Origin of the sequence: Haloechinothrix salitolerans (assembly GCF_042662605.1) — a bacterium.
Taxonomy (GTDB): domain Bacteria; phylum Actinomycetota; class Actinomycetes; order Mycobacteriales; family Pseudonocardiaceae; genus Haloechinothrix_A; species Haloechinothrix_A salitolerans.
In genome coordinates this window covers 1733507-1745946 of the sequence record NZ_JBHSXX010000001.1, presented here as the reverse complement: position 1 = coordinate 1745946, position 12440 = coordinate 1733507, and the positions used below count along the sequence as shown (strand labels likewise).

The following is a 12440-nucleotide window of genomic DNA, read 5'->3' as shown; positions in this document are numbered from 1 at the left end:
TACGGTCGGCGTATTGTAAGGGCGGCAACGGCTGACGAAAGGCGTCGGAGTTGATTAGCCGCCCGTAGGCCGTGCAACATCACACCGTGACCTAGGTTGCTTCAGAGGAAATGGATCCTAATTACTCGGCCGGCTGGCTCGCACGTAGTCATCGCCCTTCCAACGATAATCGTCCACTTTGACTGGTTGTCCGAAGTCCGGGGCGTGGATCATCTTTCCTGCGCCGATGTAGATTCCGACGTGGTGGATGTTGCTTGGAGTGCCGTAGAAGACGAGATCTCCGGGGGCCAATGGGGTTCCTTTCGGAACCTGTGGCCCAGCGTTGTACTGCTCTTGCGCGGTCCGTGGGAGGGCGATCCCTGCGGCCTGGTAGGCGGCCATGGTCAGTCCTGAGCAGTCGAAGCCCTTGTGGCCGTGGTCGGGTCCGTTGCCTCCCCACATGTAGGGCAGCCCGAGTTGGCCTTGGGCGTAGTTCACGGCCTGCTGTGCCTGCGGTGATGGCCGGGCGTCGTCTCCGGAGTTGGCTGCCGCTTGCTTGTACTGGGCGGCTTGGTTAAGGACTTGGCTGACGTACCAGTCAGCATGGTTGTAGGCGTAGATGGCGCCGTAGATGTCGCGCTCGTCGCGGGCGCCCGACTCGCACAGGTACGCCGCAGCGGCGTAGATGGCGTCATGCGGGTTGTACCGCGACGGTGGGGTGCTGCCACCTGGAGGGATGTGGTGCCGTTCCACGACAGAGTTGAATGTGGACTGGAGAAACTGCATCGGCCCGCCTGCACCGGCGTAGTTCGATCCACTGTGGACTCCTGGTAGAGGTGATTGACCATGATTCGACTCGATCTTGCCGATGGCTGCCAGAATGCTCCAGTCCAGCCCGGGGCAGGTGGTGGCGGCTTGCCGGTACAGGGCGAGGTAGTTGCCAGGGATGTCGGATAACGCGGCTTGGCTGGGCTGGCTCGCGTTCGCGGAGTCGTCACCCCCGCCGAAGACGGCGGAGACGACTCCGGACACGGCTGCAGCGACCAGCACGACCAGGACGACGATGGCGCCGAGGACGGTGGTGGCGAGTTTGAGCATGTTTGGATCACCCCGTGGGTTTCCAGGTCAGGTCGTGCTGCGCGAAGGGCGGCATGGGGGCTGGCGGGCTGAGCCGGGGCACGGGGCTGGCCTCGCCGGTGTTGGTGGTGGTTGGGGCGCTGGCGGTAGGGTTGCCCAGGTGGGGCCACGCGGTGTGGAGGTCGATCAGCCGGTAGCGCCCGGCATCGCGGTGGGCCAGCGGCAGCCATATCCCGGCTGAGCCGGTCCCGGCGCGGTTCAGTTCTTCAGCCGTCGTAGTGGCGATCGGCAGGTCGTGCGGGCGCGGCTGGGCGCGCAGGTGCTCGGCCAGCAGCGGGCGAGCATGGGCCTCGCGCTGCGCGGTGGCGAACACAGCTAGCAGCGGCGTCACGATCCGCGTGGTGGCGGCGAGTTCGAGGTAGTCGGGCAGTTTGGCCACGAACCGGGACAGCTGGTAGCTGCCGGTGTCCCACTCGATGAACCACTCGATGTCGCGACTGGCCTCGCGCCAGCGGCCGTAGCCGTCGGGACGCACAATGTCCCCGAAATGCCTCGTACAGCGGGCCTCGGACCACCAGGCGGTGACCGCCCGGTCGTCGTGTGCGAGGGCGTCGGCGATGAGCCTGGTAAACAGGCTGTTGAGCCCGTGTAGGTGCGCCAGGCGCAGCGAGTAGGCGATGCCGATCGACCGCTCCGCACGAAAGCCCAGTTCGCGAGGGTCGATGCCGTCCTCGTGGGCCAGCAGGTGCGCGCCGGTTGTGTCGAGAACGTAGAACATCGGGGACCGCCCCTTGCCTACAAACGGCTGGAAGCGGTCGAGGACCCGCCATTGGTAGAGGCGCTGGAGCCGATGATTGGCCGCGCGTCGGGTGGGGAAGGCGATTTGGGTGATCTGCGTGGAGGTCAGGGTGCGATGCTCGGAGCACATGCGGGCGATCCACCGATCTCGTTCGGTGAGGTGGGCCGCGACCGTGGCCTGGTGCTCGGTCGAGGCGGCCACGCGGGAGCTGGCGCGGGCGGGGATTGGTGTGCGCAGGTCACGTTGGGGCGTGCTGGGGTCGATCATGAACGGCTCCTTCTCGGCAAAAGCCGGTGGGCAGGACGGCGAGAGCGCATAAGAGGCGGGCCACGCCTGCTGGCGTGGCCCGCCCTGTGTCGGAGTGCGCGGTTGTCAGACGGCGCGACGGGGATCGGTGCCGGCGGCCTCCGATGTGGCGTGGTCGCGTGTCTCCTCGGCCGAGGACGACAGCGGCTGGGTGTGGCGGGCGGCGGCTTTACGCACCATGCGCGCTCGGCCGCGGATCGCCGGGGGCAACGGCTGCGTGGCCAGGGTGAACGGTGGGGTTTCCGCCCCGTTGACCACGAGCCGGGCGGCGGCGTGGAACACGCCGAGGTGGGCGAGATCGTGCTCGCTGACCCGGGGTGCGGTGTGGCGCGCGAGTTCGCGGGCGTCCTCGGGGCTGGCGTTGAAGAAGATCTTCGACCTCGCGTTCGTGCTGATGCCCTCTTTGAGGTCCTTGCCGAGCTGGCCGAGATGCTGGTGGGCCAGCGTCATGGACAATCGATACCCCCTTGCTTCGGCGAGCATGTCCTCCATGGCGTACGGCAAGTTCAAGAAATTGTGCGCCTCGTCGACATACAACGACGCGTCGAGGCGTTCGCGCTCCGGCAATACGGCGCGAGCGGTGGCCGCCTGCCACACGCGAGCCACGATCAGCGAACCGAGCAGCCGGGTGGTGTCCTCGCCTAAGCTCCCTTTCGGGATGCGCACGAAGCACAGTCCGCCGTCCAGTGCCGCCGATAGATCCACTGTGGACTCGCCGGCCGAGACGGCTTTGACTACGAAAGAGCGCAACAGGAATGCGCGCAGTTTGTTCAGCAACGGTGCGGTTGCCTGTGCCCGTGCGGCGTCACTCAGCTGCTCGTACCAGTCCCAGAAGCCACGCAAGGTCGCGTCGCCCTCGACCTTGTGGCGGTGGCGTTCGCGAGTGGCCGAGTCGGTGAGCAGCTGTGGCAGCGTGGAGAGCTTCGGCGTGTCCGATGCGGCTCGTAGGGTCAGACAGGCGGCGCGCAAGATGTCCTCGGTGCGCGGCCCCCACGCTGAGGAGAACACTCGGGAGAACACCGACACGAGGTTGTCCACGGCCGCCTCCTTCGGCCCTTCCAGCGGGTTCAGGCACGGGGTAGTGCCGGGGGTGTCGGCGTCGAAGAGCACGACGCGTTCGGCGGCGTATTCGGGTAGCCGTTTGAGCACGTCAGTGATCAGGTCACCCTTGGGGTCGATGACCACTGCGCCGCGCTGGTGCTCGGCGTCGGCGAGGATCATCCGCGCCAAGATGGTGCTCTTCCCGCTGCCGGTGGCGCCGAGCACATGCACGTGGTGGCGGGCATCGCTGACCTGCAGCCCAACAGGGCGGGCGTGCCCGGTATCGGAGATGCCGACCGGGCGGACCAGCTCGCCTTCAGTGGGCGTGTTGGGTGGGGGCGGTACGGCTTTGGCCCCGGCCCGGCTCAGCCCTGGCAGGGCCTCGTCGGTCGGCAGATGGCAGATCCCGGCCAGTTCCGGCACCGATAGCAGGTCCCCGCGCCGCAGTCGTCGCCGGGCCAGCGCCTGCTCGGGGTCACGCAGCCGATGGCGACGGTAGTGGTTGTGCTCGGTGAATCCGGAGAAGGCGCTGGCGATGGCGTGTGCGCGGCCCCGCAGCTGGTCCCGCACGCGTGCCACCTGCTCCGGCGGTGTCTCCGCCGGCACGGTGGCCGCCACCGCGTAGCGGATCAGGGTTTCCCACTGGCTCCCGCGCTGTTTGGCCACGATGGCGCGGTTCTGCGCCTGGTACTCCAGCGACGTTTGCGCGTCCAGCTTCGGCTGGCCGCCCGCCCCGGAGGAAGTCTTCGGTGTCGCACCCGGAGTGATGATGTCCAACAGCCGACCGACTGGGCGCGTCGAGCGGCCGGCGTGGAGGTGACGAGCAGCGCGCCGCGCCTGTTTGACTCGCCGTCCCGTCACCGGGCGAGCCAGCACCTGGACACACGCCGACTCGTGCACGCCGAGCCCGGTCGGCGCGCCCAGCAGCGCGCGGATCGGGTCGGCGTCAAAATCGCTGCGGATGGGCAGTGCCTCGGATCGGGCCAGCCGAAGCACACCCCCCGTGACCACCTGGCGACGGCCCTCATCAGCCTCCACCTCCAGTGGCGGATTGGCCTGCTCGGTGGAGGTGTGCGCGCCCGGCCACGCCGCCTCGACCGCGCCCTCGACCATCCCCGGCGGCACCGTTCCTGGCACCCACAGCCGAATCTGCACACCGTCGTGGCCGAACACGTACTCCCACGCCAGATGCGGCTGGCCGCCGACCAGCCGAGCCCACATCGGACGCAACAGCCCGACCAGGTTCGACCACCCCGCTTCGGCGCCATCGGGGTCCACGGTCGGCGGCGCCAGGATCGTGACCACCCGCGCCTGGTCGTGCAGACGGTCCTGGCAGCGGTCGTCCCACCAGCGTCGCACGCTGATCAGACCGCTCATCGCGGTCACGACAACGGGGCCGACGATCGGTCCCCAGACCTGCATCCACGACCACGCAGCATCCACAACCGCTCGGATCGCTCCCCAAGGATCAGTGAGCAGCCCGCCCAGCGGACCATCCACAATAGATTGTTGCAGCGGAATCACGAGGAAGGAACCTCCTTACTTCGTGGGAGGCGGTTACGCGGCCCGCCGGCTCCGGGTGCGATGGCGACGGCGGGCGGATGGCGCACTGGTGATCGTGCGAACCTCAGCCGCGCCCTGGCGGGTGTGGCGCTCGGCGTCGACCTCGGCCTGCCACTGCGAAAAGCGGCGGCCATCCAAACGGCGCAGGAAATGCGGAATGCGGTTCGCGGGCACGCCGACCAGTCGCGGTCCCAGCACCGCGAGCAGGTCAGAGGCTTCCTGCGAGGACCATCCGGCCGCGGCGATGGACTCCTCGTCCGGGAACACGTCGGCGATTCGGTCTACGCTCGGGTCCAGCAGTGCGTCTTGGGTGCCGCCGTAGCTGTAGGCCCACAAGAAATTCTCGGGCCGCTCAGGTTCGACGAGTCGGCGAAACCGAGCGACTTCCTTGGTGTAGCAATAGAAGTTCGCGTCCGGCCGCTGCCGCATGATGCGCAGCCACCGGGCGGTGTAGTCGTCGGAGAAGAAGTCGCCACTGTCGTGAATCCTGATCCAGCGACCGGCGAACTTTGGAGCGGCGAGTTCGGCGAGCATCGCCTGCTCCCAGCCGTCCGGATCGTCGAGCACGAACTGCAAGTTGGCGTGGTGCTTCGCACGCACAGCCGGCCACAGGTACGTCCCATGCCGGGCGTAGCAGACCTGGCGGCAAATGCCCGCCGACGGGCAGGTGTTGTAGGTACGCCCATCGGGCAGGCGGCCCGCCCACGCGGGCAATGTCCAGTTGTAGACGCCGATCTGCCGCATCTCGCGGTTCTGAGTGAGGAGGCGTCGGGGACGCGTGGGTGTTGGTCCAACGGCAGTTGCAGAAGCGGATGAAGACATAGGTGCACCCCCGGGAGTAGTGAGGTGAAGGAGTGGGTGGTCGCGCGGGATCGACGAGTGCGACCTCGGCCACGGGGACACGGGGCCTGGGCGGGCCAGGTTGAGTGGTCAGGCTGGCCCGTCGGGACGCGACTCTGGATTGTTCGCGGGCGCAGTCGTACTCAGCCGCCCGTGATACTTGCTGCGACTGTGCCGGTAGTGATCCAAGTTAATGACCTTGGTGGTGGAATCCGTGGGACGGACCGTCACGGACTGGGCGTTGTCCTGAGCGCGGCGGCTGCGGACGGAGCACGTGCTCTTCTGGATCACGTGTTGCGCGGCGCGCACCAGCGCCGTGGCCATCGCGAGCCCCGCGAGGAACACTGCGGCACAAGCGATCCAGGTGAGGGCCATGAGCACGGTGGCTACAGTGAATGGGTGGAGGACGTTGTTCAGGAATGTCTGCATCAGGCCCCCTGTGTGATTTCCTCGTCCAAGACAAGGTGCTGATCGGACTCCCCGGCTGGGGTGTCGGTGTCGTCGGCCATGGCGGCGAGTTCGGCCGGATCAGTGGTGATCAACTCGTGCTCGGCGTCGGAGGCGATGGTTTGGAGGGCGACCCGCTGCGTCCCGGTCGACAACAGGCCCTGTCCAGTTCCTGCTGAGAGCAGGAACTGCCGCTCGCCCTCAGAGAGGGCGAAGGTGCGGACGATGTCGTCGATCGCCTGCGGTGACTGCCTGAGCAAGATCTGCGTGGCAGCGTTGCTGATGATCGCCTTACCTAGGTCTGAACCGAGCACATCGCCCACGTCCTGGGTCGCCACCGTCAAGCCGCACCAGTGTTTGCGGGCGCTTTTAGCCAAGCGCCACAAGAATTCGGCGCCGGCCTGCTGCTGCATCAACAGCCATGCTTCGTCGACCACGCACAGCCGCGGCCGGCGAGTGGTGGGATTGGAGATCCGGCGCCAGACGGCGTCCAGCGTCAGCAGCGTCCCCGCCGGCTTCAGCTCATCCGGCAGATTCCGCAGGCTGAACACGAGCAAGTGTCCTTCGGGCGGGCTCGTGGTTGGCCCGTCGAACAGGCCCGAGAACGTGCCGTGGGTAAACGGGTGCAGCCGACTGGCGAGATCCCGGGCGGTCTCATCGTCAGACTGACTCAGCACCAGACGCAAGTCGGCCAGCAGCGGTGCCTGCCGTGTCCAGGTACGGGCGTCCTCGGTGATCCCCGCCTGCCGATAGGTCGCGGTGACCGCCTGATCCAGCACAGCACGCTCGTCCGCACTCAACGCTTGTCCAAACAGGACAGAAAGAAGGGTGTGGACGAAGAGGCTGCGCCTCGTGAGCGCGTCCGCGGGCGCCGAGCGGCGCCCGTCCGCGCGGGTGTGGATCGGCAGGTCCAGCGGGTTCAGCCGCACTCCTTCGCTGCCGAGCGGGAAGTAGGTGCCCCCGACGGCCCCGGCGAGGCGGGCGTACTCGTCCTCGGGGTCGAGGATCGCGATCTCAGTGCCGTAGTACAGGCTCCTGATCGCTTCGAGTTTCACGAGGTAGGACTTGCCGGCCCCGGAGCGCCCCAAGATCACCGAGTTGTAGTTCTCGCAGCTAAACCGGTCCCAATGCACGAGCCCTTGGCTGCCGAGGTTCCAGCCGTACAGCACTCCGTGGGCGGCTGATGCCGAGGTGACATCGGGTGGAGGTAAGTCCGGACTGGTGAACGGAAAGGCGGCGCTCAGCGCGGCGGTGTCAAACGAGCGGGTTATCCCGATCTGGTCTAGGCCCATCGGCAGGGCCGTGATCCACCCCTGCAGGGACCGGTAGGTGGTGGGCTTGGCGTCCATCAGCAGACTCGCGGTCAGGGCGCGCAGCGCGCTGACCTCCTCGACGAGTTCGTGCTGGGAGTTCGCGTGGACGGTGAGGTACAACCCGACGCGGAACAAGCGACCCTCCCCGCGGGCCAGCCGGTCGGAGAGGTCGTGGGCGTCCTCGGTGGCCGCTTCGACCTGTGGGTCGGCCAGGCGGCCGTGTGCTGCGGTGTGCCGGCGTCCGGACTCCAGGCGGCCGAGCTGTTTCTTCAGCCGCTCGGCAGCCACCTGCGGGTCGATCGGTTCGATGTGCAGCGACACGTCGAGCCGAGCCGGGTGGGTCAGCAGGGGTTGCAGCCATCCCGGATGGACTTCTCTCGGGTAGCCGGCGATGGCGAAACTGGCGACCCATTCGTCGCCGATCTGCAGGTGACGGGGGTGGACCTCGACGGCGTCCGGGGCGAAGGCGGCCGTGGTCGCCTGAGTGGTGCGGGGTCGATTCCGGGTGAACATCACAGGTGGCCCTCCTCGTCGGGGTCCCAGTCCGCCCCGGCCGGGGTGGTGATCACCTCGTCGGCGCTGGCCATCTCCGGCGAGGGCGGCAGTGGGCTGTCCGGATTCGTGGCTGCCGACAGCACGACGGTTGCTTGTGCGGCGTCTAACGGAGTGACCTCGATCCCTGCTGGGGACAGCAACTCACCCGCCTCGTGCATGCGCCGCAGCAGCCGCGAGGCCGCTGCGCGTCGAGCCCCGTCCGACGGCTCGGTCTCCTCGTCGCCGCGTCCACGGCGTCGAGGCAGGCGGCCACGGCGAGTCCATGCGTCCGGCGGTGCGCTGCGCACCGGTTCACGGATGACCAGCAGGATCTGCCGGCGCAGCAGCTCGGCGTGCTGGCCCAGCTGGGCGAGATAATCGGCGTGATCGAGAGCGGCGGTCTCCAACGCCGGGTGCGGCAGGCTCGCCGCACGGTCACGCAGCTGCCCGATCTGCTCGGAGAGATCCAGGCGCTGGGCGCGCACCAGGATCTGCACGGGCGCGGACAGGCTGTGCAGGTAGCGGCCGAATGCGGCAGTGAGTGCTTCCTGCTCGGCCGGGGTCCGTAGTGCGAAGTTCACCGTCGAACATGCGGCAAGCAGGGCGAGCCCGTCTGAGCCGAGATCGATCACTCCGGCCTCGCTGACCCCGGTGGCCGGCAACGTCAGTGCGCCGGCCACGGGTTCGCTCGCGTCGTTGGCGACGCCAGCCAGCCACTCCGGGACCGCGGGCGGGGGCTGGCTGGCCGCGACCCGGCGTTGGGGCTGGAGCCGCTGGCGGAGTGCGGCCAGCAGCAGCCGGTCCAGCGTCACGCCATCGCGGCGCACGATCACCAGCGCAGCCACCGCCACGCCGACGGGTACCGCGACGATCAGGTAGGCGACTACCGGCAGGAAAGCGCGGGTGGCGAGCCACCCGCCGTAGAGCACCAGGGCGGTTACCGCCATGACGGCCACCTGGCGAGCGGTGAAGCCGGCCAGGATGGTGTCCTCCCGATCGACATCCGCCGGGATGCGCACGCTGTACTGACTCACGTCGACTCACCTCCTTCTCGGCGGGTACTCGGGCGGGGTGGGGAGACCTTCGGCAGGTCCAGCGGCAGCGCTTGCTGGCGTGGCTGCCGACCGCGCTTCGACTGCGGCGGCGGTGCGGGTGGCGGCTGCTCGCGAGACCGAGTCGGCTTGCGCCTGCGCTGCACGTTCAGCGGCAGTTGGTACTGGCCCTGCCGGTTGGCTCGGGGCTTGTTTTCCGGCCACTCGCCATCCGCCGGGAACTGCAGCTGCTTGCCCGCCGTCGACGGTCGCGGTGGGCTCGGTGGCGGTGGGGCCGGCGACGGGCGACGGACGCGCTGCGCGCTGATCGGCAGCCGGTACTGTCCGTCGCGGCCCAGCCGTGGCCGGTTCTCCGGCCATTCGCCACTGGGTGGGAAACGCAACTGGCGTCCCCGGCTGCTCGGCGCTACCGACGAGCGGGACGCCGAGTCGGCCGCCGGTTTCGGCCGGGGCTGGCGCTGCACGTCCAGCGGCAGCTCGTACTGTCCGTCGCGACCCAGCCGCGGCTTGTGCTCCGGCCACTCTCCATCCAGCGGCAGCTTCAGTTGCGTGCCCTGGCCCTTGGTCCGGGGCCGCGGTGCGGGCTTCGCGCCCGCGCGGTGGGAGGGTCTGGACGCCCGCTGCCGCTTGACCCCATCCAGCGGCAACATGTATTGGCCCGACGGCGTCGCTCGTGTGCCTGCGTATGGATCACTCGACCCCGGGTCCTTGGGACCTCCACGCGGCTTTGGCGTGCTACCGCCAGCGCCACCACCGCCACGTCCGCGCAGGAGACCGAAGGTCTTGTACGCGATGAAGCCCCGGACCAGCGAGCCGACCAGTGATCGGCCGCCACCACCACGAATGGAGCCGAGAACCCAGAAGGGGATTTTGAACAGGATGTACATCAGTGCCAAAGACACGAGAAGGTTCACCAGTCCATCTGCGGTTGGCCCGAAGAACGTGAATCCACCCGGGGACAGGAAAACGCGCATCGCGGTGATCAGTGTCAGCGACTGACCTAATTGAATGGCCAGGCAGCCGCCAAAGGCTTTCCACCACCATTTAGCGATGCCCTCGGTGTGCGGCAGGGCGTGACACATCAGCGCCAACGGTGCGCCCGCGATAAGGATCACTGTCAGTGCCACACGGACGACGTAGGTGAGCAGGAGCGCGACCAGCATTCCGGCAAGAAAGAGGCCGACGAAGATGATGAAGAATCCGCCGTTGAGCGAACCCATCACCAATCGTTTGAGAGTTTCGGCGGAAGAACTCTCATCGACGCCGCCAGACATAATTGCTTTCGCGAGCGCGTTGGCCAGAGTGATCGACTGAGAGCACGCCCACAACGACAAGGCGCCGGCGAGAAAACCGATAATGACCCGCGGAAGAATCTCCTTAATGGAAACTCGGGTCTGCATGGTCTCGTAGACCATGACGATGATTCCGGCGATCAGGATCAGCATGCCGTAGCAGGCCAGCATGATCTGCCAGGAGGAATTCCACAGCTCGCCGATCCGAGGCAGTTGATCCAACGTTGGGGTGGTCAACAAGGTGTTAGCCAGCAGATCCAGCAGGTTGTTCAACGCCGGGGTGACGAGATCTCGAAAGAATCCTTCGATCGCCTCATTGACGCAGGCGGCGATATCGGTGATCCCGCAGGAGGACTCCTCAGAATCGTCGCCATTGCCGGACTGGCCCGGCTGCTCACCCGGCTTCGGTGCGGGCGTGGTGGGCTGCGGGATACAGCCTGGCCCTTGGCACGGCTGCGGCTGATCCGACTCTGGCGGCTTGTGATTTGTAGGCGGCGGGTCGGTCTGGCACACCGGCAGTGGTGAGTTCGGAGCACACTCGTCGACCGGTGGCAGCGGCACTGGTGGCGGTGCAGGTTCCGGCGACGACGCGGGCGCCGACGGCGTTGGCGTGGAGGCAGGCTGGGCCGAGGCCGTACCCGCCCCCGTGATACCGGCAAGGACACTAAGGGCAAGCAGGGTGGCCACCGCGGCGAACGCGCGGCCGAACCGGTGGCCGGCCCCTGGTGTGCAGGATGCGGTGGCCGACATGCGATCAGGCCCCCACGATCCCGCGCAGGATTTCGACCACCAGGGGAGCCAGCGCGGCCAAGCCGTAGCCAAAGCCCGCGCTCTTGAAGCTCTGCTTGGCCTTGTCGACCTCACCGGGGTCGCCGTTGGCCAGGACGTACCGGACTCCGCCGATGGTCAAGAAGACCGTGGCCAGCAGCGCCAAGACCCCCATCAGCCAGTTGCGAATGTTGGTCAGGACTTCATCGACCGAGCGGGCCAGTGCGATCACGTGCGTGGTCTCGGCTGAGGCCGAGGCGTCAGTGACCACCAACCCGGCGGCGACAAGTGCGGCCACGGCCAGGACCCGCCCGGCCCGGTGGCGCGGTGTGCGGCCACCGGCGGCGGGTCGAGCAGAGGGCGCGATCGAGCGCATCGTGGACCTCCAGGGCTGTCAGCGGGCGTAGAGCGCAAGAGGCGGGCAGGGGTCACCCGCGGCCCTGAAGTCCGGATTTCGGGGGCTCATTGGACAGGCCCCCATCGACTTTTTTCGCTACGCTCTGTGACTGCTCTGGGGTGTCGGAGGACGTGCTCGGCGAGGTCTGGGACGTGGCCGCCTCGCCCGTGGGGTCGCCCTCGGCGGCGCCGTCAGCGGACTCGGAGAGCCAGTTGGCGAGTCGGTACTCGGCCCGCTTGCGGGTCTTGTATGCGGCCCAGAACTCGATCTTGTGGTGGGCGGCCCACTCGGTCAGCAGGGTTTCGCCGAGCCGGGTCTCCGAGATCACTTCGGCCTCGGTCGGGGTCAGGACTCCGACCTGAACCGCGCGGGCCAAGACCAAGTCTGGGTGTCCCGACGAGGGCTTCGGCTCGGCGGAGAAGAACCCGGGAGCCTTCGGGGTAGGGCCGTCCAGCGCCGCGATGAGCGCCCGGTGCCCGGAGCGGTAGGCGGCCCACCGCAGGCGGATCGTGATCCGCCCCGTGGTGAGGTCGATCGTCTGCAGGGCGTCGAGGAAGCCCTGCACGATCTCGGAGTGGATGTCGGCGGGGTCGCCGGCGTACCGGTCGGTCAGCCGGGCCGCCATGTGGGTCAGCATCGGCAGCGCGAGCCCGACGGCCACGATCGTCCACGTGCCGCCCTCACTGCGGGCGCGCGTGATCACTTGCCGCCACGCCTGGTCCCACACTCGGCGCGGGCAGGAGCGGCGCAGCAGCAGATCGCGGAGTTCGTCGACGGGGATCTCGCGGTTGGGCAGGTGGTCGAACTCCCGCCCGTCCACCGCCACCGGGTGGTCTCCGGCGGTCAGCCACGCGAACGCGTCGCGGGCGGCATCCAGTGGGTTGGTGGGCCACTCTGCGTGCTCGGAAGCCGAGGGGCGTGCCATCTCGTGGCTCCTCTCGAACGGCGGTCAACGACGCCGCCGAGAGAGCCAGGCAAGGAACAGCGCAGCGCACGGCTGCGCACTACGAACTGCTTAAAACGATCTCCTTG

The 12440-nt window shown here is 67.9% G+C and carries 10 protein-coding genes; all 10 read right to left on the bottom strand.

What is annotated here, in order from left to right; all coding sequences use genetic code 11:
- Positions 1 to 117: 117 nt before the first annotated feature.
- The 10 genes from ACFQGD_RS08165 to ACFQGD_RS08120 all read right to left on the bottom strand — a co-directional run bounded on the left by ACFQGD_RS08165 (position 118) and on the right by ACFQGD_RS08120 (position 12333).
- Complete coding sequence (locus tag ACFQGD_RS08165; protein WP_345394609.1) at positions 118 to 1077, bottom strand: C40 family peptidase; 960 nt, start codon at positions 1075 to 1077, stop codon at positions 118 to 120.
- A 7-nt stretch (positions 1078 to 1084) separates the two neighbouring features.
- Positions 1085 to 2122, bottom strand: coding sequence for a replication-relaxation family protein (locus tag ACFQGD_RS08160; RefSeq protein WP_345394606.1), 1038 nt, complete (start codon positions 2120 to 2122; stop codon positions 1085 to 1087).
- Between the two features lie 105 nt (positions 2123 to 2227).
- Positions 2228 to 4579, bottom strand: a complete 2352-nt coding sequence (locus ACFQGD_RS08155) for a type IV secretory system conjugative DNA transfer family protein (protein WP_345394604.1) — start codon at positions 4577 to 4579, stop codon at positions 2228 to 2230.
- A 180-nt stretch (positions 4580 to 4759) separates the two neighbouring features.
- Entirely contained in the window at positions 4760 to 5587 is an 828-nt protein-coding gene (locus ACFQGD_RS08150; protein ID WP_345394601.1) for a GP88 family protein, read from the bottom strand.
- A 108-nt stretch (positions 5588 to 5695) separates the two neighbouring features.
- Entirely contained in the window at positions 5696 to 6034 is a 339-nt protein-coding gene (locus ACFQGD_RS08145; protein WP_345394598.1) for a hypothetical protein, read from the bottom strand.
- Positions 6034 to 7878: a VirB4 family type IV secretion system protein gene (locus ACFQGD_RS08140; protein ID WP_345394595.1), complete on the bottom strand. Its 1845-nt coding sequence runs from the start codon at positions 7876 to 7878 to the stop codon at positions 6034 to 6036. Before ACFQGD_RS08140 ends, ACFQGD_RS08145 begins: the two co-directional genes overlap by 1 nt.
- Positions 7878 to 8933 (bottom strand): PrgI family protein, encoded by a 1056-nt coding sequence (locus tag ACFQGD_RS08135; protein ID WP_345394592.1) that lies wholly within the window; start codon positions 8931 to 8933, stop codon positions 7878 to 7880. Before ACFQGD_RS08135 ends, ACFQGD_RS08140 begins: the two co-directional genes overlap by 1 nt.
- Entirely contained in the window at positions 8930 to 10993 is a 2064-nt protein-coding gene (locus tag ACFQGD_RS08130; RefSeq protein ID WP_345394589.1) for a hypothetical protein, read from the bottom strand. Before ACFQGD_RS08130 ends, ACFQGD_RS08135 begins: the two co-directional genes overlap by 4 nt.
- Positions 10994 to 10997: 4 nt before the next feature.
- Complete coding sequence (locus ACFQGD_RS08125) at positions 10998 to 11387, bottom strand: pilin (RefSeq protein WP_345394586.1); 390 nt, start codon at positions 11385 to 11387, stop codon at positions 10998 to 11000.
- 52 nt (positions 11388 to 11439) lie between these two features.
- Positions 11440 to 12333, bottom strand: a complete 894-nt coding sequence (locus ACFQGD_RS08120; RefSeq protein WP_345394583.1) for a hypothetical protein — start codon at positions 12331 to 12333, stop codon at positions 11440 to 11442.
- Between the last annotated feature and the right edge of the window lie 107 nt (positions 12334 to 12440).